The following is a 20163-nucleotide window of genomic DNA, read 5'->3' as shown; positions in this document are numbered from 1 at the left end:
GTCACCGTCGGCTCAGCAGCCGACGAGTCGCTGCGCGAGCCAGCCCTCGACCTGGTCGAGGCCGATGCGCTCCTGCGCCATCGTGTCGCGCTCGCGGATCGTCACCGCCTGGTCCTCCAGGGTGTCGAAGTCGACCGTGATGCAGAACGGCGTGCCGATCTCGTCCTGGCGGCGGTAGCGCTTGCCGATCGCGCCCGCGTCGTCGAAGTCGATGTTCCAGTGGCGGCGCAGGGTGGCGGCGAGGTCGCGGGCCTTGGGCGAGAGGTCGGCGTTGCGGCTCAGCGGCAGCACGGCGGCCTTGACCGGGGCGAGGCGGCGGTCGAGCCGCAGGACGACGCGCTTGTCCACACCGCCCTTGGTGTTGGGCGCCTCGTCCTCGGCATAGGCGTCGACGAGGAAGGTCATGAGCGAGCGCGACAGGCCGGCCGCCGGCTCGATGACGTAGGGGGTGTACTTCTCGCCGGTCGTCTGGTCGAAGAACAGCAGGTCGGTGCCGCTGTGCCTGCTGTGCGTCGACAGGTCGAAGTCGGTCCGGTTGGCGATGCCCTCGAGCTCACCCCACTCGCTGCCGGCGAAGTTGAAGCGGTACTCGATGTCGACGGTGCGCGTCGAGTAGTGGCTCAGCTTCTCCTTCGGGTGCTCGAAGTGGCGCAGGTTGCCGGCGTCGATGCCGAGGTCGACGTACCAGCGGGTGCGCTCATCGATCCAGTACTGGTGCCACTGCTCGTCGTCGCCGGGCTTGACGAAGAACTCCATCTCCATCTGCTCGAACTCCCGCGTGCGGAAGATGAAGTTGCCGGGGGTGATCTCGTTGCGGAAGCTCTTGCCGGTCTGGGCGATGCCGAACGGCGGCTTCTTGCGGGAGGTCTGCATGACGTTGAGGAAGTTGACGAAGATGCCCTGCGCGGTCTCGGGCCGCAGGTAGTGCAGGCCGGACTCGTCGTCGATGACCCCGAGGTTGGTCTTGAGCATCATGTTGAACTCGCGAGCCTCGGTCCACTGCCCCCGCGTGCCGCAGTTAGGGCAGGCGATCTCGGTGAGCTCGATGGTGTCAGGGTCGACCTGGGCGTCGGCGGCGGCGCGCTTGTTCTGCTTGTCCGCGATCGCCTCCTGCATGTGGTCGACGCGGAAGCGCTTGTGGCAGCTGAGGCACTCGGTGAGCGGGTCGGTGAAGGTGCCGACGTGGCCGGAGGCGACCCAGGTCTCGCGCGGGAGGATGATCGAGGAGTCGAGGCCGACGACGTCGTCGCGAGCGATGACCATGGACTTCCACCACTGGCGCCGGATGTTCTCCTTGAGCTCGACGCCAAGGGGCCCGTAGTCCCACGCCGACCGGGTCCCGCCGTAGATCTCGCCGCTGGGGAAGACGAAGCCCCGGCGCTTGCAGAGGTTGACGACGGTATCGACGGTGGAGGTCTCCTTGGGCATGGGCGCAAGGTTACTGTCCACCCCGCAGCGTGGCCGCATCGGTTTGCCCGCGTAGGCTCCTCGCTCGTGCCACCCCTTCGCGAATCCCTCGAGAGCGCCAGCGCCCCCGTCCTGCGCACCATCGCCTCGCTGCCCCGTGCGGTCCCCTTCCTCGCCGTCCTCGTCCTCATGGTCGCCGGCGTGCTGATCCCCGGCTGGGGCTGGGTGCTGCTCGCGCTGGTCACGCTCTTCCTCGTCTGGCTGCTCGTGCTCGGCTGGCCGCGGCTGACCTCGCAGGAACGCCTCATGCGGCTGGCGGTGGTCGCCCTGGCCCTGGCCATCACGATCACGCAGGCCGTCCCGCGCTGACCCGACCGCATCGAGTTTGACAACCATTCTCAACCGAGTTGAGAATGGTTGTCATGAAGCGCTCCTTGGTCGTCGCGACGCTCGCCTCCCTCACGCTCGCCGGCTGCGGCGCGAGCTCCGCCGACACCGGGGCGGCCACCGAGGACACGGTGGGCGTGACCGCCGCCTTCTACCCCCTGGCGTATGCCGTGGAGCGCGTCGGCGGGGACCGCGTCACCGTCTCCAGCCTGACCAAGCCGGGAGCCGAGCCGCACGACGTCGAGCTCACTCCGAAGGACGTCGCGACCCTGGGCCGGTCCGCCGTCGTGGTCTACGAGAAGGGCTTCCAGCCGGCGGTGGACGAGGCCGTGACGCAGGTCGACGCCGAGAAGGTGCTGGACGTCTCCACCTCCGTGGACCTCACCATCGAGGCCACCCACGACGGGCACGAGCACGGGAAGCAGGAGGGCACCGAGGAAGGCATCGACCCCCACTTCTGGCTCGACCCCACCCGCTATGCGTCGGCCGTCGAGGCGATCTCCGACCGGCTCGCGAAGGCCGACCCGGCCGGCGCGACGGCATACGCCGCCAACGCCGACGCGTTCGTCGCCGAGCTGACCGCCCTCGACACGGAGTTCGCGGCAGCGCTGAAGACCTGCACGACCCGGGAGCTCGTCACCGGCCACGCGGCGTTCGCCTACCTCGCCGACCGCTACGACCTGCACCAGGTCGGGATCGCCGGCGTCTCCCCCGACACCGAGCCGAACGCGGCGGCCATGAAGGAGATCATCGAGCACGTGCGCGAGGCAGGGGTGAAGACGGTCTACGCCGAGACGCTCGTGAGCAAGGACCTCACCGAGACGATCGCCAGGGAGACCGGTGCGACCGTGGCCGTGCTCGACCCGATCGAGGGACTCAGCGACGCCTCGGCCGGGAAGAACTACCTTGAGGTCATGCGCTCGAACCTCGCCACCCTCGTCAAGGGCCAGGGCTGCTCGTGACCGACGTCCCTCTCATCTCCCTTCGGTCGGCCTCCTTCGGGTACGCCGACCGTCGGGTCGTCGACGGGGTCACCCTGTCGCAGGGGCGCGGCGAGGTCGTGGCCCTGCTCGGACCCAACGGCTCCGGCAAGACCACCCTCGTCAAGGGGCTGCTCGGGCTGTCGGACCACCTCGGCGGTGACGTCCTGCTGTTCGGCACTCCCCTCGACCGGTTCCGCGACAAGCCGCGCATCGGCTACGTCCCCCAGCGACACTCCCTCTCGACGTCGGTCCGGGCGACCGTGCGCGAGGTCGTCGAGGTCGGCCGGCTCCCCCTGCGCCCCTGGTGGCGACCTGCCGGCTCGGCCGACGCCGCCGCCGTGGACGAGGCCCTGGACGCCGTCGGCCTGCGCGACCGCGAGCGCGAGGACGTCACCGCCCTGAGCGGCGGCCAGCAGCGCCGGGTGCTCATCGCGCGCGCCCTCGCCTCGCAGCCCGACCTCCTCGTCATGGACGAACCGACAGCCGGGGTGGACGCGGCGAACCAGCGGGTCCTCGCGGACGTGCTCGCCGCCCTCGCCACCCGCGGCACGTCGATGCTCATCGTCACCCACGAGCTCGCGGCGCTGCACGACGTCGTCACCCGGATCGTCTGCATGGACGGCGGCCACGTCGACTACGACGGGACCCCGCGCGACTACCTCGCGACCCACCGGGGCCACGAGGCCGGCACCGTCCACCACCACGACGACCCGCCGGCCGTCGAGGGGCGGACCCCCGGCATCGCCGCGATCGTCACAGATCCCCTCGGCCGCCGGGAGGTGCACCATGGGTGACCTGCTCGCCCTCGACTTCATGCGCCAGGCTCTCGTGGCCGCGGTGCTCGTCGGGCTCGCTGCACCGCTCGTCGGGGCCTTCCTCGTCCAGCGGCGCCTCTCGCTCATCGGCGACGGCATCGGCCACGTGGCCCTCGCCGGCGTGGCCGTGGGGATCCTCACCGGCTCGATGCCGGTGCTCACCGCCCTCGTCGCGGCGATCGCGGCCGCGGTGGCGGTCGAGGTGATCCGGGCGACCGGACGCACGAGCGGGGACATGGCACTGGCGGTGATGTTCTACGGAGGCATCGCGCTCGGCGTGGTCCTCATCTCGAAGTCACCCGCGTCCTCCCCCGCCAACCTCACCGGCTATCTCTTCGGCGCCATCCTCACCACGAGCCGGGCCGACATCGTCGTCTTCGCCGCGCTCGCTGTCGTCGTCGTCGCGGTGACGTGGCTGCTGCGCCAACGCTTCTTCGCCGTCGCCAACGACGAGGAGTACGCCCGAGCCGCCGGCATGCCGGTGATGGCCTACAACATCGCGCTGTCGGTGCTCACCGCCGTCACCGTCGTCGTCTCGATGCGGGTCGTGGGGCTCCTGCTCATCACGGCGCTGATGATCATCCCGAACGCCTCGGCGCAGCTGGTCTCGCGGAGCTTCCGCACCAGCCTGCTGTGGGCCTCCCTTCTCGGCGTCCTGTCGAGTGTCGGCGGGGTCGTCGTGTCGTTCTATGCCGAGACCCCCTCGGGCGGCACCATCGTCCTCATCGCCATCGCGACGTTCCTCGTCGTCGGCGCCGTCACCGCCGTCGTCAGCCGCGCCCGGCGCGCCGCTCACGAGCGCGCCGAGCGGCACGAGCACGAGCACGGCCCCGCGTGCGGTCACCCGACGGTGGTCCATCACGACCACCTCGACTACCTGCACGACGGCCACCGGCACGCACCGCACCGGGACCACTACGACGAGCACGACGGGACCGAGCGCCACCGCCCGGAGACCGAGGAGGCCACTCGATGAGCACCCACTCCATCGGCACGGGCGGGGCCGGCGCGTCCGGCGCGTCCGGTGCGTCCGGCGCGACCCGGCGACCCACCCGCCAGCGTGCCGCCCTGGCCGAGCTCATGGCGACGACCTCCGAGTTCCTCTCCGCCCAGGAGCTGCACTCCAAGCTGCAGGCTCAGGGCGCCTCGGTGGGCCTGGCCACGGTCTACCGCAACCTGCAGGCCATGGCCGCCGACGGCGACGTCGACGTGCTGCGCACCGACGACGGCGAGGCGGCCTACCGGTCGTGCTCGACCGACTCCCACCACCACCACCTCGTCTGCCGGGAGTGCGGCCGCACCGTCGAGGTCGAGGGTCCGGCCGTGGAGACGTGGGCGACCGAGGTCGCCCGCCAGCACGGCTTCGCCGACGTCACGCACACCATCGAGCTGTTCGGCACCTGCACGTCCCACTGAGCACCGAGGAGCTGCCATGACCCGGTTCGTCGTCGACGCGCCCACGCTGCTGCACCTCGTCGACGAGGGCCTCACGGTCGACCCGGCTCACCAGCTCGTCGCACCCGGGTCGATCCGCTCGGAGGCGCTCCAGCTTCTGCTCGGCCAGGTGGTGCGCGGTGAACGCGACGAGTCGTCCGTGCGGTCCACGCACGAGCGGATGACCGAGGTGAGGATCCGGCTGCTCGGTGACCGGGTGTCCCGGATGACGTCGTGGACGATCGCGCGGGAGCACGGGTGGGAGACGCTGCGCGACGCGGAGTACCTCGCTGTCGCCCGGCTCCAGGCGGACGCCCTCGTGAGCATCGATCCCGAGCTCGTGTCGAAGGCTGACAGCGTCGTCGCCGTCGCGCCGCTCAGTGCGCTGCTGGGTCCGGGCTGACCGACGGCGCGAGGGCCTGCGCCCCCGGGAGGTCGACCGCTCCGCCGTAGCGGCGGTCGCGGTCGGCGTAGATCTCGATCGCCCGCCACAAATCACGGCGGTCGAAGTCGGGCCACAGCGTGTCGAGGAAGACCATCTCCGCGTAGGCACTCTGCCACAGCAGGAAGTTGCTCGTCCGCTGCTCCCCGGAGGACCGCACGAACAGGTCGACGTCGGGCATGTCCGGCTCGGGCAGGTAGCGAGCCAGCGTGCGGGCGTCGACGCTGCGGGGCTTGAGGCGCCCGCGGGCGACGTCCTCGGCCATGGCCCGGGCGGCGTCGCCGAGCTCGGCCCGGCCGCCGTAGTTGACGCAGAAGTAGAGCGTCAGGCCGGTGTTGTGCTGGGTCAGCTCCTGCGCAACCTCGAGCTCCTTGATGACCGACGACCACAGCCGCGGTCGCCGGCCCACCCACCGCATCCGCACGCCCCACTCGTGGAGCTGGTCGCGGCGCCGGCGGATGACGTCGCGGTTGAAGCCCATGAGGAAGCGGACCTCGTCGGGGCTGCGCTTCCAGTTCTCGGTGGAGAAGGCGTAGGCGGACAGGTGGGTCACCCCGGCCTCGATGGCCCCGGCGACGACGTCGAGCAGGGCTGCCTCCCCGGCCTCGTGGCCCTTGGTCCGCGGGAGCCCGCGTGCGTTGGCCCAGCGCCCGTTGCCGTCCATGACGATCGCGACGTGACCGGGGACCTGCGCGGGCGGAAGGGCCGGGGGCCGCGCGCCGCTGGGGTGGGCGAAGGGGCGGCTCGTCACCGCTCCACCATACGGAGCGAGCGCACCCCGCGTTCGAGGTGCCACTGCAGGAACGCGGTGGTCATTCCGCTGCCCTCGCGGCGGTGCCGGGGGTCCGAGGCGTCGGCGACGAACCAGTCGCCCGCGAGCAGGGCCGCCAGGAGGCGGAGCGTCTCCGGCGCGGGGGCGGAGGAGCCGGGCGGACGGCATACGGAGCAGACGGCGCCACCGGACACGACGTGGAACGCGCGGTGCGGACCCTCCGAACCGCACTTGGCGCAGTCGTGGAAGCTCGGCGCCCAGCCGGCGATCGCGAGCGCGCGCAGGAGGTAGGCGTCGAGGACGAGGTTGGGGTCGTGCTCCTTGCCCGCGAGCGAGCGCAGCGCGCCGGTGACGAGGAGGTACTGCTGGAGCGCCGGCTCGCGCTCCTCGGTGAGCCGGTCGCAGGTCTCGAGCACCGCGTTGGCGGCGGTCCACGCGCCGTAGTCGCGCGACACGACGTCACCCCACGACTCCAGCGTCTCGGCCTGGGTCACGGTGTCGAGGGTGCGCCCCTCGTAGCACTGGAGGTCGACGAGCATCCCCGGCTCCAGCCGCGCACCGAAGCGGGACTTCGTGCGACGCACGCCCTTGCCCACCGTGCGGACCTTGCCCAGGCTGCGGGTGAGCACCGTGATGATCCGGTCCGCCTCACCCAGCTTGTGGGTGCGCAGGACGATCCCCTGATCACGGTAGAGCGGCACCCGACCATTCTCCCCCGCGCCTGCGACAACGCTCGTATGCCGGGCCGCCCGTGGCGCGGATAGCGTGTCGCCGTGACGTCCCGAGACCCCTTCTTCGAGCCCCTGCCCACCGCGGAGACCGAGCCGGGTGGCGAGCGGGCGCTAGGCAATGTGCCGTGGGTGCCACCGCTCAACGTCGTGCCGGTCCTCCTGCCTCTCGCAATCGACGTCGCGACGACCGACGCCGTCGTTCTCCGGCTCGGGCACGCGCAGGTCTACGACCGAGGTGTGCAGCTGCACCTCGAGGGGTGGCTGCACCCGGACGCGTCGTCGCGCGTCGACGGCCCATACGGCCTGCGCAGCGAACCGCGGGTAGGCCTGCTCCTGGGCGACGGGACGAAGGTCGGTGCACGCGCGGACGACGCCATGGCTCCGGAGCTCGGCTCCGTTGCGGGAACGTCCCTCAGCAGGACCGAAGGAGGGTCGAGCGACCTCCGGCTCACCCAGACGTGGTGGGTCCGCCCCGTCCCGACCGAGCCGTTCGAGCTCGTCCTCAGTTGGGCCGACGTGGACGTGCCCGAGACGTTCGTCGCGCTCGACGGCGCAGCCATGGAGGTGGCCAGCCACGGCGCGCGTGAGCTGTGGCCCCTCGCCGACCTCGAGGGGGACTTCGGGTGGTTCGCGTAAGGGGTTGGTGAAGTGGCGGAGCGTCTACCTCGCGATCCGGCGACTTGTGGCAGCGGTGCCGCCCCGGACCACTGAATTGGTTTCAGGTAGTGCCGTTGCCTGAGCACAGCAGCACGCGCACAGGCGGCGGTTAGACGCACCTCGCGAGACAACTGCTTTGAACGAGCGGATCGCGGCGGGTCAATGCGTCGCTGTGTGGGCTCGGACCGCACTCATCGGAGTGCGCAACGCCTCGCCGCAGACCCTACAGATGTAGTCGTTCACCCCGACTCGAGTCAGGCTCTTAAAGGCGTGGTTGGACGGGCAGTCGAGATTCGTGCACCAGTCACTCCTCGCCGCCGTCAGACCTTCCGCCTCCAACTCCGGATCGTCGCCTGGTGCGACGGGTTCAAGTCCGGAGATCACCAGCCCGCCGCAGTCCTCACAAGGCCGGTCGGTCGGTCTCTCATCCGAGGCGAGCACGGTCACAGCGTAATCAAGGACGGTGGGGGAACCGCTACTCGCTCACGTCGCGACACGTTCACCATCGGCGGCATGTGAGGTCGTTGCGCGTCGGCGTCTGGCGGACTCCAACGCATGGGCTTCGGTCGCTTCTTGGCGACCGCGGCAGCAGGGACACGCCATCTCAGCGCACCCACACGTCGTGCGCTCCGGTGGTGCGGAAGCCAGCCGCGAGCCACCGGCCGAGCTCGTCCCCGTGCGCGTAGCCGACAAGCGGTCGACCCGGGTGCAGGACGGCCGCGCACTTGACCATGCCGGCGACATCCTCACCCCGGCGTCCGGCGGTCCAGGCGTTGGAGAGTTCCATCGTGGCGCCTGCCTCGTGGAGCACGGCGCCGCCGATCGGGTCCTTGCTGTCGTACCGGGCGAGGACCGTGAAGCGCGGGTGCCCGAGGAATGCCGGAAGGAGCACGCCCGTGTAGTCGTGCTTCTCGTTCCACCTCATCAGCACGCCAAGGTCGGTGACGACGCCCCACCCATAGGGCAGGCTGGCTGCAGGGGACGGCGCCTCGCGGTACAGCCAGCCAGGGGTACGGCCTCACGGCGCATGTGCGTCCACAGGCGGGCCGCACTCGCTGCGACGTCCTGCCCTGCTGTGAGACGAAGATGCTCCAATGCGATTTGGGCCGGCTCGGGCGGGATGCGACGAAGCTCCTCCACAAGTTCAGCAGGGGTCGTTCGCCCCTCCCGATGTCGGGAGGACACAAGGCGCACCGCTGAATAGAAGTTATGGGAACGACGGAGCCAGTCAACGTAGATCTGCCGCCTAAGCCCTTGCAGACGCTCGCCCGCTTCGCGGCGGTGTCCGGCGGCTTGGATGAAGTAGGAGGTCGTCGCCCCAAGAAGCCCACCAAGAAGAGTGCCAATGCCTTGGGGCAGATCAGTCGGGCGAGGGGTGGCGGGCTTGGAACAGCAAGTACTGGGTCCTCCGACGAGCTTTCCTCAACGCTGCACGCTCGGAGCTGATGCTTGAGGCCTTTGACTGGGATGTGGTCGGCGCCGATAGGAGTCCGACTCGAAGCGACGAAACGGGCTGAGATTTGGGCGGGTGAGGCAATAGGTCGTTCTCTGTACTTGCGGCCGGAGTTGGTGGCTACAGAGGACGCACCACTCTTGTCGTATTGAGTGCTATGGGGTAGCGGGCGGTATGACTCTAATCGGGAGTTCGTCGACCACAACTGAGCCGTCACGACGGTCGATCCCAAACGCAATGCCTCCAAATCGCCCGGTGCGAATGCTTTGGGATCGCCCTCGCCTCTAACCTCAATGGGTGATGGCCCAGCATCATCGTGAAACCGGTAGAGAATCACATCGCCGAGCTCGCTCTCGTCGAAAAGACCACACACCATCCCCTCTTGATGATTGAGGCACCATTGCCTTGCATCGAGGGTTCGTTCGACTAGAAGGATGTGCACCTCGACGGTCTGATCCGGGCCACGAGGGTCAAGCCACACGTGCGAATCAGCCTTTGAGACGGGCCTTTCAGATGTCGCAGCCTCAGGGTGTACGCGTATCGCAGCAATCCGGACCACCCCTGGGCCAAGCTCGCGAGGCCAGTACTGCTCAATGGGGTCAGCGCCCTTTGGCTCACTGCTGCCTGGATGCTGCCGTAGCCAACTAATCTCCCAGCCAAAGAAGAACGCTCGTTGCGATCTGTCTGCCCGCGTGAGATCGGGAGGGTGCACTCTCACTTTGAAGGATCCCTGCATGGTCCGAGGCTTGATGCGTATATCGTTGCCATCCGTCCAGATACGCCAGCTAATCCCATGCTGCCCGCCTGGGCGCCCCACCACAATCCGCAATTCGCTCACGTTAGTAAGTCTGCCAAGGTCTGGGCGCTGCAGGGAGTCTCTGACGCAGGCAGCAACCTTCCCCGGTCGAGACAGGTCAACCAGCGGCCATCTTGTAGATAGACGGGTGGACGCTTCGCACTCAAGGAGGTGCCCTTGCGCTCGAGCTCGAGATGCTTCCTTGCGCTCGGGCACCGCTGCGGTCCACCCGTGGTCGCCCAAGCTTCACCCTGGCCGCGCTGGGTCCACCGGTCGCCTTGAATGCGGCGCTTTGACCCACCCCCCTTTCCAAACTGTCCCCTCGGATCTGCGGCGTACTAGATCGATCTGAACGTCCGACGGTCACGCGTGGGGCTTGGGATCCACTTGTCGGCCGCGAGGGCCTGAGATAGGCGGTGCACCGCGTCAATCATGCGGCCGAGGCTGCGGTGGGAGACGCGGACGGTTGCAGGGCCGGTCGACTCTGATGAGGGCGGCGACGCCACACGGGTCGGTTGGTCAATCTGGCCTGCATGTCGACGTTCGCTGTCGCTCAGCGCAGGTTCCATAACTGCGTGCAAGCTAGCTTGCACGAACGCCCTCGATCCGGCGAGGTGGTACGAAGTGAGCTCGGCCCAAGGTTGTTGATGGTTGGATCGGGACATGAAAATGCCGCGGTTCGAGTCCGAGTACGCAGCTTCAGTGCTGCCGACGTTTCCGGACAGTCCCGCTACGCATGCGGAGTTGGCGGCAAGTGCAGACGCCGAGATCCCATGGACACAGATGTCGGCTCTCTTGGGATCAACCGTGATCAACGCCGTCCAGAGCTTCTACTTGGCGAAGCGGACTCGGCAGTACTTCAGCAACCTACCCGAGGACGACGACAGGCCCGGCCGTGTGATGGCGGACATCGAGCGTCGCCTGATGCGGCAGGCGGTGCTCGACATCGCTGGACTCAACGACGGCGGGCTGGCAAACAAAGATCCCGGGAACAGTCGAACCGCGTCACTGCCCACAGCACATGGCCGGATGAAGCAGCGTCTTGTCTCTGCACAGGCTCCATCTGCTGACCTGACTCGGCTGGAGGCTCTGCGGGCGGACATAGATGCTGATCACCACATGCCGCTCAAGTACGTGCGCCATCTCCGTAACAAGTGGGCGGGGCACCCGTCGTTAGATCGGCATTTCGACACATGGGCCGAGACGGACAAGACTCTGTATGTTCCGGTAGTGGAGGCGGCCTTGGTGCGTCTGGTGAACAACGCGAGTGACACCGCTGAGTTCGTCTCCTTGGTTCCAGCCCTACAGGACTTCGACCAGCCTTCGGCGGCACCTAGCGCTGACGGTTCGATGCCCTTGGAGATCCGGCTGAGCAGCGTCCTGGTCTGGGCTGCGATGATGCGCCACTCGGCCGGAGAGAATATTCGATCTCTCCGAGCCCAGCTCACCGGGTCGACGATGCTCGATCGCCTAGCCAACACGGAGGCCTACAAAGGCGAGCGCTACTAAGGGGCGTGCCCAGCGAGTCTTGGCTAGGGCCGTGGCAGCCAATACCTCGAGCCGCGGGAGCCGATCGCCTTCAGGGCCACAGCGGGACCGGCGTCCGCGACTGGCCGAGGGTCGAGAACATGCCGCGTGCCGGGCACAACGCATGGCACGTTCTCGACCCTCTCGACGGCTAGCCCCTTCTGGGCGAAGTGACTCACCACTTCGATTGTGCCTGAACTGTTCGCTATACCGGCCGACCACCTCGACTACAGCTGAACTACCCGAGTGTCAGCTGACGGTTGATGCACCGCAATTCACGTGCGCGGCGGGACCCTCACCGGCATGCTGGTGCCATGAGCTCAGCCAACACCGCTCTCCCCCAAGGGCTCCACGCTCGTCCCTGCAGCCCGGCGGACGCGGCGTCCGTGTTCGCGGTCTTCGCCGCCGCCGAGCAGCACGACACCGGCGAGGTCTCGGTCGAGCTCGAGGACATCGAGGGTGACTGGCAGCGGCCCAGCTTCTCGCTGGAGCGCGACAGCATTGCCATCCTCGACGGTGAGGTCATGGTCGCGGCGGCCGAGGTATACAAGGGGCGCCGCGCCGAGGCCACCGTGCACCCCGACCACCGTGGTCGCGGGATCGGGACCTGGCTCGTCGAGTGGGCGCGCGAGGCGTCGGCACGCAATGGCGGCACCATCGTCGGCCAGACCGTGCCGGCCGGCGGGGAGGCGGAGGGTTTCTTCCGACAGCTCGGCTACGAGCGCGGGTGGACCTCATGGGTCCTCGAGGTTCCGGAGGGCGCCGAGATCACGCCGCAGCCGCTGCCCGAGGGTTACGGGCTGCGCGACTACGTCCCCGGCGACGACGACCAGGTGACCTACCGGCTCGTCGAGGACGCCTTCAACGAGTGGCCGGAGCGGCAGCCCTCGTCGTTCGAGGACTGGGCCGCCAACGTGATCCGGCGTCCCGGCTTCGAGCCGTGGCAGGTTCGGCTCGCCACCGACCCCGACGGCATCCCGGTCGGGATGGCCTTCGTCGTCAAGGCCGGCGACTTCGGCTACGTGGCCCAGCTCGCCGTGCGCCGCGACCAGCGCGGCCGAGGTCTCGCCCGGGCCCTGCTCGTCGACGCCTTCGAGCGCGCCCGCGCCCACGGTGCCGTCCGCAGCGAACTGTCCACCGACTCCCGCACCGGCGCCCTGGGCCTCTACGAGAAGGTCGGGATGGTCGTGACGAAGACCTACCACCACTGGCAGACGAACCTCTGAGCGAGCGAGCGACCAAGGGACTAGAACAGGCGTTCGAACTGCGCTATCGTCGGTGCATGGACGCGGTCCTGCAGCACTCGCTCTTCGACACCGGTGACACCATCGCGCTCGGCCCGCTGGCGCCGAGCCGCACGGTGCTGTCGCGAGGCGCGTGGGTCGACTACCAGCCGAGCTGGCTGACCGGCGCCGACCTGCTCTTCGACGCCCTGCACCAGGACGTGCCGTGGAAGGCCGAGCGCCGCGAGATGTACGAACGCGTCGTCGACGTCCCGAGGCTGCTCAAGTTCTACGAGGAGGGCGAGCCGCTCCCCCACCCGACGCTGCTCGAGGCCCGCAACCTGCTGTCACAGCGGTATGCCGGCGAGCTGGGTGAGCCCTTCGTCTCCGCCGGGATGTGCCTCTACCGCGACGGCCGCGACTCCGTCGCGTGGCACGGCGACCGCATCGGCCGCGCCAAGGACCTCGACACGATGGTGGCGATCCTGTCGGTGGGGTCCGCACGCTCCCTCATGCTCCGCCCACGAGGCGGTGGCTCGTCGATCGGCTTCTCGCTCGGGCACGGCGACCTCGTCGTCATGGGCGGGTCGTGCCAGCGCACCTGGGATCACGCGATCCCCAAGACGAGCAAGCCCGTCGGTCCACGCATCTCGATCCAGTTCCGCCCCTGCGGCATCCGCTGACGCCGGGAGCATCAACGGATGGTCAGCTCGCTGATGAGGTCGCCGTCGAGCGTGAACCGGTAGGTGAGGTCGGCGACGTTGCCGGGGAAGTCGCCCTCGATCCGGTTGACCGCCTCCCAGTGGGTCTCGTCGGTCCGCCCAGCTGTGAGGAGCTCGGTCGTGTAGGTGAACTCGCTCCCGGCGCCCTGGAGGAAGCGCAGCACCTCGCGCTCACCGGCATACGTCTCGTCCTGGTCGACGACGACGGCGTGCCCGGCCAAGGTTCGGGCGGCGGCTTCGATCTCCCGGGCGGCATGGGCGGCGAGGAACGTCCGGATCGTGGAAGGCAGCTCGGAGGGGTGAACGGGGGTCGTGATGCTGTCGGTCATGCGGTCAGCGTGGCCCCTCCCCCGGGCGCAGGGTCAAGGACTGGACCCTCCTCCGGGGGGCTCACCCACCTCAGCGTGCGCACGCTGCGGCGCTATCACGAGGCCGGGCTGCTCGTCCCCGCCGACATCGACGACGACACCGGCTACCGCTACTACGCCGCCGACCAGATCCCCACCGCCCAGGTCATCCATCGGTTGCGGGACCTCGATGTCCCTCTCGCGGTGGTCCGGCGCATCCTCGCGACCCCGGAGCCGGGCACTCCGTCCCGGATCGTCGCCGACCACCTCCACCACCTCGAGGCCGAGCTCGATCGCACGCGTGCCGCCGTGCGGTCGCTTCGACGGCTGCTCGCTCCCGAGCCCGCGGGTGCGCGTGGAGGTGCGGTCCCTGGCGTCGCTGACGGTCGCCGCGGTCGAGGACGACGTGGACCTCGACGACGTCCTCGGCTGGCATGCCGGTGCCATGGCGGAGCTCGACACGACCCTCACTGATCCGCTCGGCCCGCCCGGCGGCGTCTACGACAACGTCCTCTTCGAGAGGGGCAGGGGGCACGTGCTCGTCCACCGGGCCTGCGCCGAACCGCCGAGTCGAGGTCGCGTCCACCCCGTCGAGCTGCCCGCCGTGGAGCTCGCCGTGGCCACCCACGTGGGCGGCCACGACGACATCGACGTCACCTACGGCGAGGTGGGGGCGTGGGTCGTCACCAACGCCCTCGCCGTGGCCGGGCCCGTTCGCGAGACCTACCTCGTCGGCCCGCGCGACACCCCCGATCCGTCGCAGTGGCGCACCGAGATCGGCTGGCCGGTCTTCGCCGTCAGCTGACGGCGATGGACGGTCGGCCCTCCACCACCGCGGCGTCGCGCTCGGCCCGGTTGACCGCGGACATGACCGCCCGCAGCGAGGCCTTGACGATCGACTCGTGCAGCCCGACTCCCCAGAGGACGCGCTCGCCCACCGCACACTCGACATAGGCCGCGGCCCGCGCGTCGCCACCGGCGGAGAGCGCGTGCTCGGCGTAGTCGAGAACCCGGACGTCGACGCCGATGCTGCCCAGGGCCTCGATGAACGCGGCGATCGGCCCGTTGCCCCGACCGAAGAGCTCGACCTCCTCACCGTGGTCGAGCACCGTCGCCTCGATGACGTCGATGCCGTCCTCGGCGCCGCTGATCGTCGAGCGCACCGGTGTGAAGCGACCCCAGCGGTCCTCGGGCGCGTCCGCGTGGAGGTACTCGTCGGAGAACATCTGCCAGATCTCGGCAGCGGTGAGCTCGCCACCCTCGGCGTCGGTGCGCTTCTGCACGACACCGCTGAACTCCACCTGGAGCCGGCGCGGCAGGTCGAGCCCGTGCTCGGCCTTGAGCAGGTAGGAGACCCCACCCTTACCGGACTGGCTGTTGACGCGGACGACCGCCTCGTAGGACCGACCGATGTCGTGCGGGTCGATCGGCAGGTAGGGCACGCCCCAGTCGAGCTCGTCGATCCCCTTGCCCGCGGCCTTGCCGCGGCGCTCCATGTCGTCGATGCCCTTCTTGATCGCGTCCTGGTGCGAACCGGAGAAGGCGGTGTACACGAGGTCACCGCCCCACGGGTGCCGCTCGTGAACCGGCAGCTGGTTGCAGTACTCGACCGTGCGCCGGATCTCGGCCATGTCGGAGAAGTCGACCTGCGGGTCGATGCCCTGGCTGTAGAGGTTCATGCCCAGCGTGACCAGGCAGACGTTGCCGGTGCGCTCACCGTTGCCGAAGAGGCAGCCCTCGATGCGGTCGGCGCCGGCGAGGTAGCCCAGCTCGGCCGCCGCCACGCCCTCGCCGCGGTCGTTGTGCGGGTGCAGGCTCACGACGATGGACTCACGCCGGTCGAGGTGGCGCACCATCCACTCGATCGAGTCGGCGTAGACGTTCGGCGTGGCCATCTCGACGGTCGCGGGCAGGTTGATGATCATCTTGTGGTCCGGCGTCGGGTCGATGACGCCGATGACCTCGTTGCAGACCCGGACGGCGAACTCGAGCTCGGTTCCGGTGTAGGACTCGGGCGAGTACTCGTAGTAGACGTCGGTCTCGGGCACGGTCTCCTCGAGCTTGCGGCACAGCCGCGCTCCCTGAAGAGCGATGTCGATGATGCCCTCCTGGGGCAGGTCGAACACGACCCGCCGCTGCAGCACCGACGTGGAGTTGTAGAAGTGCACGATCGCCTGCTTGCTCCCGCGGATGGCGTCGAAGGTCCGCTCGACGAGGTGGTCGCGGCACTGGGTGAGCACCTGGATCGTCACGTCGTCGGGGATGTGCCCACCGTCGATGAGCTCGCGGCAGAAGTCGAAGTCGGTCTGGCTCGCGCTGGGGAAGCCGACCTCGATCTCCTTGTAGCCCATCTTGACGAGCAGCTTGAACATCCGCATCTTGCGCTCGGAGTCCATCGGGTCGATGAGCGCCTGGTTGCCGTCGCGCAGGTCGACGGCGCACCACCGCGGCGCCTTGGTCATCACCTGGTCGGGCCAGGTGCGGTCGGGCAGGTGGACCTCGATCTGGTCCTGGAACGGCAGGTACTTCCTCGTCGGCATCCCGGAGGACTGCTGGGGGTGGATCATCGTCTCAACTCACTACTCGTCGGTGCTCAGCCAGGGCACAGCCAGCCGCGACGAGGAGGGCCGATTCAGGCCTCGCCGCGGCAGAGAAGGAGGAGACGGTGCTGCACGCATTCGAGTATGCCGGGTGCGCGCCGATCCGTCGACGTCACCGACCGTGCGGCCCAGCATGCGGACCGGATGGACGGTGGGTCAGTCGAAGATGCCCGGGTAGGCGTTGAGGGCAGGCTGTCCGCCGAGGTGGGCGTAGAGCACCGTCGAGTCCGTGGGGATGTCGCCGGAGGTGACGAGGTCGACGAGCCCGGCCATGGACTTCCCCTCGTACACCGGGTCGAGGATCATCCCCTCGAGCCGGCCGCTGAGCCGGATGGCGTCGACGGTCGACTGCACGGGGATGCCGTAGAGGTCCCCCGCCCAGCCCTCGAGCAGGGTGATCTCGTCGTCACGCAGGTCCCGCTGCAGGCCGATGAGCTGAGCCGTGTGCCGCGCGATGCGCGCCACCTGGGCCCGGGTCTTCTCGAGGGTCGCGGACGCGTCGATCCCGATCACCCGACGACGGCGACCGCCGGCATCCTCGAGCGCGGCGAACCCGGCGACCATCCCGGCGTGCGTGGAGCCGGTGACGGTGCAGACGACGATGGTGTCGAAGAAGACGCCGAGCTCCCGCTCCTGCTGCTCGACCTCGTAGGCCCAGTTGGCGAACCCCAGTCCGCCGAGGGGGTGCTCGGAGCCGCCTGCCGGGATGCCGTAGGGCCGGCCACCCGCCGCCTCCACCTCACGCATCGCCTCCTCCCAGGAGCTGCGGATGCCGATGTCGAAGCCGCTCGGGTCGAGGCGGGCGTCAGCACCCATAATCCGCGACAGCAGGATGTTGCCGACCCTGTCGTTGCCCGGGTCGTCCCAGTCGACCCACTTCTCCTGGACGAGGCGGCACTTCAGGCCGAGGTGGGCGGCCACGGCCGCGACCTGTCGGGTGTGGTTGGACTGGTAGCCACCGATCGAGACCAGCGTGTCGGCGCCCTGAGCCAGCGCGTCAGGGACGATGTACTCGAGCTTGCGGGTCTTGTTGCCCCCGAAGGCGAGCCCGCTGTTGCAGTCCTCGCGTTTGGCCCAGACCTCCGCCCCGCCGAGGTGCTGGTTGAGCCGCCGCAGCGGGTGGACCGGGCTCGGCCCGAAGGTCAGCGGGTGACGCTCGAAGTCGTGGATGCTCATGCGGTCTCCTCGGTGCTGCGGATCGGGTGCTCAGCCGCGGCAGCGGACCGAGAGGCAGGTGACACAGCCCTCCAACTTCTCGAACTCGCTGATGTCGACGGTGACGACGTCGTGGCCACGACCCCGCAGGAGGTCCACCGTCCGTGGTGCGCTGGCCGCCATGAGCAACGTCGTGTCGTCGAGCAGGACGACGTGGGCGCCGCCCTCCTCGGGCATGCCCTCGTAGGCGGGGAAGGCGCCCGGCCAGTCCACGACCGGGTCCCACCCGATGACCGTGCCGTCGGGCAGGGCCGTCACGGCGGACTTCAGGTGCAGGGCTCGCTCCACGGTGACGGCCTGCGTGCGCAGGCCGACCTCACGCAGGTGGGCTCCGAGCTGCGCGATGCCCGCACCGTTGGTGCGTCCACCCAGCCCGACGTATGCCGTCCCGCCCACCTTGAGGACGTCCCCACCGTCGAGCGTGCCCGGGTCGGTGATGCGGACCACCCGGTAGCCCAGGTCGCGCACGACACCCTCGACGCCCGCCACCTCCGGCTTGCGCTCTGCCGCACCGGGATTGGTGAGCACCGCCACGTCGCCGGCGACGACGACCGCGTCCTCGACGAAGACGGCGTCGGGGCAGTCGTCGGCCGGTGGGACCTCGATCGTCTCCCAGCCCGCGGACCGCAGGCACGCGGCATACGCGTCCCACTGTTGGCGCGCGAGGTCGAGGTCGATCGCGGACTTCTCGAGGTGGGTCACGAGGCCGTCGGCGAGACGGGGACCCGGGCGTCGGACGAGGGCGGTGCGGCGGCTCACGCGTCCGACCCTACGTCGAGTCCGTGCCGCTCACCGGGGCGGTGTGGGGATGTCGAACCTCGCGCCGTGGTCGGTGAAGTCTCTCAGCGACTCGGTCGTGACACCGTCGATGGACAGGGTGGCGGCGTGGTGGACCGGCGTCCAGTCCTCGCGCACCCACAGGGCTGCGCGGGTGGTCGTGGCCCCCTGGGCGACGAAGGGAGCGGTGCAGTCGAGCCGGACGAGGCGCGCAGGCTGCGACCCGTCGTGCAGCGTCAGGGTCTGGCGACCCGGTGCGACCTTCCACGTGGAGCAGTCCCCGACTCCCTGGGCCAGCCCGGGCGGCGAGAAGACCGCTGCCGCGAACTCCCCGGCCGCCGCCACGAGCGCCTCGTCCTCGATGTCGGAGTTGAGGACCCCGGTGACCCACTGCCCGTCGACCAACGACGACGCGACCCCGTCCTGCACCACCACGACGCCGCCGACGGCCTCCGTCTGCATCCGCGGCGACGGTACGAGCTCGACGTCGGCCTCCATGTCGGGCGGCCCGTTGGTCCAGGCCCGCACGGAGCGGTGCGCCTGAAGCGCCTGACCCCAGCACCTCGACACGGCCGCGCCCGGGAGAACCGTCCCCCCGGTCAGGCTCAACGGACTGCACGAGCCCGGCACTGCGTAGGCCGGCACCTCCGGTTCCGTCGCGCCTGCACCACCCGACGCACCGGGTGCCGACGTGCTCGGCGACGAGCCCTCGCCGCCGGCGCTCGAGCAGGCGGGCAGCAGGCCGAGGAGCAGCACGGCAACGACTGTGACAGGCCGCCACCGGTCGCGCAGGGGACGGCAGGGCCCCGCGCTCAACGGCGCTTGAGCAGTTCCTCGGCGACCTGCACCGCGTTGAGCGCCGCACCCTTGCGAAGGTTGTCGCCCACGACGAAGAGGGTCAGGCCCTTGCCCTCAGGTGCCGCCTGGTCCGCCCGGACGCGGCCGACGAAGACCTCGTCGCGTCCGGCGGCGTCGAGCGGGTTGGGGACGTCGACGACGACAACTCCGGGAGCCTTGCCGAGCAACTCGAGCGCGCGCTCCGGCGAGATGTCGTCGGCGAACTCCGCGTGCACCGCCAGCGAGTGGCCGGTGAAGACCGGGACCCGCACGCAGGTGCCCGAGACCCGCAGGTCCGGGACGTGCAGGATCTTGCGGGACTCGTGCCGCAGCTTCTGCTCCTCGTCGGTCTCCAGCGAACCGTCGTCGACCAGCGAGCCGGCGAGGGGGATGACGTTGAAGCCCACCGGGACGGCATACACGTTCGGCTGGGGAAGCGAGACCGCGCGGCCGTCGAGCGCCAGGGCGGTGGGGTCCCCGGCGGCGTACCCGCCTCGCAGCTGGGTGTCGAGCTCCTGCACTCCCTTGCCGCCCGAGCCGGAGACCGCTTGGTACGAGGCGACCCGCAGCGCGACGAGACCGGCGACGTCGTGCAGCGGCTTGAGGGCCGGCATGGCCGCCATCGTCGTGCAGTTCGGGTTGGCGACGATCCCCTTCGGGATCGAGTCGAGGTCGTCCGGGTTGACCTCCGCGACGACGAGGGGGACGTCGGGGTCACGCCGCCAGGCGGACGAGTTGTCGACGACGACGGCTCCGGCCTCGGCCACCCGCGGCGCCCACTCCTTCGACGTGGAGCCACCGTTGGAGAAGAGCGCCAGGTCCAGGCCGGAGAAGTCGGCGGTCGCCGTGTCCTCGACCGTGACGTCCGTGTCCCGCCACGGCAGGGTGCTGCCCGCCGAACGCGCCGACGCGAAGTAGCGCATCTCCTCGACGGGAAAGCCCCGCTGCTCGAGAAGGGCGCGCATGACATTGCCGACCTGACCGGTCGCACCGAAGACACCGACTCGCATGGCCCCAGTCTAGGAGCACGGCGAGCCG

Annotated in this window: 22 protein-coding genes; 12 read left to right on the top strand and 10 right to left on the bottom strand. The window is 69.5% G+C overall.

What is annotated here, in order from left to right; all coding sequences use genetic code 11:
- Positions 1 to 12: 12 nt before the first annotated feature.
- Positions 13 to 1428 carry a glycine--tRNA ligase gene (locus ACOJV9_RS07925; protein WP_420184650.1) on the bottom strand — a complete coding sequence of 472 codons (1416 nt, stop codon included), beginning with the start codon at positions 1426 to 1428 and terminating at the stop codon, positions 13 to 15.
- 66 nt (positions 1429 to 1494) lie between these two features.
- On the opposite strand from ACOJV9_RS07925, the gene ACOJV9_RS07920 reads away from it, so the two are divergent.
- The 6 genes from ACOJV9_RS07920 to ACOJV9_RS07895 are packed head-to-tail and all read left to right on the top strand — an operon-like array spanning position 1495 to position 5429.
- Positions 1495 to 1776 carry a DUF6703 family protein gene (locus ACOJV9_RS07920; RefSeq protein ID WP_420184649.1) on the top strand — a complete coding sequence of 94 codons (282 nt, stop codon included), beginning with the start codon at positions 1495 to 1497 and terminating at the stop codon, positions 1774 to 1776.
- Between the two features lie 53 nt (positions 1777 to 1829).
- Positions 1830 to 2756 carry a metal ABC transporter substrate-binding protein gene (locus ACOJV9_RS07915; RefSeq protein ID WP_420184648.1) on the top strand — a complete coding sequence of 309 codons (927 nt, stop codon included), beginning with the start codon at positions 1830 to 1832 and terminating at the stop codon, positions 2754 to 2756.
- Positions 2753 to 3571 (top strand): metal ABC transporter ATP-binding protein, encoded by an 819-nt coding sequence (locus tag ACOJV9_RS07910; protein ID WP_420184647.1) that lies wholly within the window; start codon positions 2753 to 2755, stop codon positions 3569 to 3571. The genes ACOJV9_RS07915 and ACOJV9_RS07910 overlap by 4 nt, the downstream gene beginning before the upstream one ends.
- Positions 3564 to 4568: a metal ABC transporter permease gene (locus ACOJV9_RS07905; protein ID WP_420184646.1), complete on the top strand. Its 1005-nt coding sequence runs from the start codon at positions 3564 to 3566 to the stop codon at positions 4566 to 4568. Before ACOJV9_RS07910 ends, ACOJV9_RS07905 begins: the two co-directional genes overlap by 8 nt.
- Positions 4565 to 5008: a Fur family transcriptional regulator gene (locus ACOJV9_RS07900; RefSeq protein ID WP_420184645.1), complete on the top strand. Its 444-nt coding sequence runs from the start codon at positions 4565 to 4567 to the stop codon at positions 5006 to 5008. The genes ACOJV9_RS07905 and ACOJV9_RS07900 overlap by 4 nt, the downstream gene beginning before the upstream one ends.
- Positions 5009 to 5024: 16 nt before the next feature.
- Entirely contained in the window at positions 5025 to 5429 is a 405-nt protein-coding gene (locus ACOJV9_RS07895) for a hypothetical protein (protein WP_420184644.1), read from the top strand.
- On the opposite strand, the gene ACOJV9_RS07890 is transcribed toward ACOJV9_RS07895, so the two are convergent.
- Positions 5404 to 6219, bottom strand: coding sequence for an isoprenyl transferase (locus ACOJV9_RS07890; RefSeq protein ID WP_420184643.1), 816 nt, complete (start codon positions 6217 to 6219; stop codon positions 5404 to 5406). The two genes, ACOJV9_RS07895 and ACOJV9_RS07890, sit on opposite strands and share 26 nt — an antisense overlap.
- Positions 6216 to 6941, bottom strand: a complete 726-nt coding sequence (gene recO / locus ACOJV9_RS07885; protein WP_420184642.1) for a DNA repair protein RecO — start codon at positions 6939 to 6941, stop codon at positions 6216 to 6218. Before recO ends, ACOJV9_RS07890 begins: the two co-directional genes overlap by 4 nt.
- A gap of 72 nt (positions 6942 to 7013) precedes the next feature.
- On the opposite strand from recO, the gene ACOJV9_RS07880 reads away from it, so the two are divergent.
- Entirely contained in the window at positions 7014 to 7607 is a 594-nt protein-coding gene (locus ACOJV9_RS07880) for a hypothetical protein (RefSeq protein ID WP_420184641.1), read from the top strand.
- Between the two features lie 625 nt (positions 7608 to 8232).
- Here ACOJV9_RS07880 and ACOJV9_RS07875 read toward each other — a convergent pair.
- Positions 8233 to 8553, bottom strand: coding sequence for a hypothetical protein (locus ACOJV9_RS07875; protein ID WP_420184640.1), 321 nt, complete (start codon positions 8551 to 8553; stop codon positions 8233 to 8235).
- A gap of 2131 nt (positions 8554 to 10684) precedes the next feature.
- Here ACOJV9_RS07875 and ACOJV9_RS07870 point away from each other — a divergent pair.
- The 3 genes from ACOJV9_RS07870 to ACOJV9_RS07860 all read left to right on the top strand — a co-directional run bounded on the left by ACOJV9_RS07870 (position 10685) and on the right by ACOJV9_RS07860 (position 13310).
- Positions 10685 to 11386: a hypothetical protein gene (locus ACOJV9_RS07870; RefSeq protein WP_420184639.1), complete on the top strand. Its 702-nt coding sequence runs from the start codon at positions 10685 to 10687 to the stop codon at positions 11384 to 11386.
- A 332-nt stretch (positions 11387 to 11718) separates the two neighbouring features.
- Positions 11719 to 12630, top strand: coding sequence for a GNAT family N-acetyltransferase (locus tag ACOJV9_RS07865; RefSeq protein WP_420184638.1), 912 nt, complete (start codon positions 11719 to 11721; stop codon positions 12628 to 12630).
- Between the two features lie 56 nt (positions 12631 to 12686).
- Complete coding sequence (locus ACOJV9_RS07860; RefSeq protein ID WP_420184637.1) at positions 12687 to 13310, top strand: alpha-ketoglutarate-dependent dioxygenase AlkB; 624 nt, start codon at positions 12687 to 12689, stop codon at positions 13308 to 13310.
- A gap of 11 nt (positions 13311 to 13321) precedes the next feature.
- On the opposite strand, the gene ACOJV9_RS07855 is transcribed toward ACOJV9_RS07860, so the two are convergent.
- Positions 13322 to 13678 carry a hypothetical protein gene (locus ACOJV9_RS07855; protein ID WP_420184743.1) on the bottom strand — a complete coding sequence of 119 codons (357 nt, stop codon included), beginning with the start codon at positions 13676 to 13678 and terminating at the stop codon, positions 13322 to 13324.
- Here ACOJV9_RS07855 and ACOJV9_RS07850 point away from each other — a divergent pair.
- Together ACOJV9_RS07850 and ACOJV9_RS07845 are read left to right on the top strand one after the other, a co-directional pair.
- Positions 13604 to 14170 (top strand): MerR family transcriptional regulator, encoded by a 567-nt coding sequence (locus tag ACOJV9_RS07850; protein WP_420184740.1) that lies wholly within the window; start codon positions 13604 to 13606, stop codon positions 14168 to 14170. The two genes, ACOJV9_RS07855 and ACOJV9_RS07850, sit on opposite strands and share 75 nt — an antisense overlap.
- The gene (locus ACOJV9_RS07845; protein ID WP_420184636.1) at positions 14052 to 14501 is read left to right on the top strand and encodes a GyrI-like domain-containing protein; all 450 of its coding nucleotides are present in this window, start codon (positions 14052 to 14054) and stop codon (positions 14499 to 14501) included. The genes ACOJV9_RS07850 and ACOJV9_RS07845 overlap by 119 nt, the downstream gene beginning before the upstream one ends.
- On the opposite strand, the gene leuA is transcribed toward ACOJV9_RS07845, so the two are convergent.
- The 5 genes from leuA to ACOJV9_RS07820 form a co-directional block, all read right to left on the bottom strand.
- Complete coding sequence (gene leuA / locus ACOJV9_RS07840; RefSeq protein ID WP_420184635.1) at positions 14494 to 16263, bottom strand: 2-isopropylmalate synthase; 1770 nt, start codon at positions 16261 to 16263, stop codon at positions 14494 to 14496. The two genes, ACOJV9_RS07845 and leuA, sit on opposite strands and share 8 nt — an antisense overlap.
- A 189-nt stretch (positions 16264 to 16452) precedes the next feature.
- Positions 16453 to 17472, bottom strand: a complete 1020-nt coding sequence (locus ACOJV9_RS07835) for a 1-aminocyclopropane-1-carboxylate deaminase (protein WP_420184634.1) — start codon at positions 17470 to 17472, stop codon at positions 16453 to 16455.
- A gap of 30 nt (positions 17473 to 17502) precedes the next feature.
- On the bottom strand, positions 17503 to 18270 hold the full coding sequence (gene ddaH / locus ACOJV9_RS07830; protein WP_420184633.1) for a dimethylargininase: 768 nt from the start codon (positions 18268 to 18270) through the stop codon (positions 17503 to 17505).
- A 30-nt stretch (positions 18271 to 18300) separates the two neighbouring features.
- Positions 18301 to 19044, bottom strand: coding sequence for a hypothetical protein (locus ACOJV9_RS07825; protein ID WP_420184632.1), 744 nt, complete (start codon positions 19042 to 19044; stop codon positions 18301 to 18303).
- Between the two features lie 56 nt (positions 19045 to 19100).
- Positions 19101 to 20135 (bottom strand): aspartate-semialdehyde dehydrogenase, encoded by a 1035-nt coding sequence (locus ACOJV9_RS07820; protein WP_420184631.1) that lies wholly within the window; start codon positions 20133 to 20135, stop codon positions 19101 to 19103.
- Positions 20136 to 20163: the final 28 nt, after the last annotated feature.

The organism is Knoellia terrae (assembly GCF_048606435.1).
Classification (GTDB): domain Bacteria; phylum Actinomycetota; class Actinomycetes; order Actinomycetales; family Dermatophilaceae; genus Knoellia; species Knoellia terrae.
Note: the sequence above shows the minus strand (reverse complement) of the source record. Positions and strands in the feature narration are given on the sequence as shown.

What these genes read in the sequence shown, in the direction of transcription:
- ACOJV9_RS07925 (WP_420184650.1), bottom strand. Translation starts at nt 1,428, where the DNA reads ATGCCCAAGGAGACCTCCACCGTCGATACCGTCGTCAACCTCTGCAAG.
- ACOJV9_RS07915 (WP_420184648.1), top strand. Translation starts at nt 1,830, where the DNA reads ATGAAGCGCTCCTTGGTCGTCGCGACGCTCGCCTCCCTCACGCTCGCC.
- ACOJV9_RS07905 (WP_420184646.1), top strand. Translation starts at nt 3,564, where the DNA reads ATGGGTGACCTGCTCGCCCTCGACTTCATGCGCCAGGCTCTCGTGGCC.
- ACOJV9_RS07900 (WP_420184645.1), top strand. Translation starts at nt 4,565, where the DNA reads ATGAGCACCCACTCCATCGGCACGGGCGGGGCCGGCGCGTCCGGCGCG.
- ACOJV9_RS07895 (WP_420184644.1), top strand. Translation starts at nt 5,025, where the DNA reads ATGACCCGGTTCGTCGTCGACGCGCCCACGCTGCTGCACCTCGTCGAC.
- ACOJV9_RS07875 (WP_420184640.1), bottom strand. Translation starts at nt 8,553, where the DNA reads ATGAGGTGGAACGAGAAGCACGACTACACGGGCGTGCTCCTTCCGGCA.
- ACOJV9_RS07865 (WP_420184638.1), top strand. Translation starts at nt 11,719, where the DNA reads ATGAGCTCAGCCAACACCGCTCTCCCCCAAGGGCTCCACGCTCGTCCC.
- ACOJV9_RS07860 (WP_420184637.1), top strand. Translation starts at nt 12,687, where the DNA reads ATGGACGCGGTCCTGCAGCACTCGCTCTTCGACACCGGTGACACCATC.
- ACOJV9_RS07850 (WP_420184740.1), top strand. Translation starts at nt 13,604, where the DNA reads ATGGGCGGCGAGGAACGTCCGGATCGTGGAAGGCAGCTCGGAGGGGTG.
- ACOJV9_RS07855 (WP_420184743.1), bottom strand. Translation starts at nt 13,678, where the DNA reads ATGACCGACAGCATCACGACCCCCGTTCACCCCTCCGAGCTGCCTTCC.
- leuA (WP_420184635.1), bottom strand. Translation starts at nt 16,263, where the DNA reads ATGATCCACCCCCAGCAGTCCTCCGGGATGCCGACGAGGAAGTACCTG.
- ACOJV9_RS07835 (WP_420184634.1), bottom strand. Translation starts at nt 17,472, where the DNA reads ATGAGCATCCACGACTTCGAGCGTCACCCGCTGACCTTCGGGCCGAGC.
- ACOJV9_RS07820 (WP_420184631.1), bottom strand. Translation starts at nt 20,135, where the DNA reads ATGCGAGTCGGTGTCTTCGGTGCGACCGGTCAGGTCGGCAATGTCATG.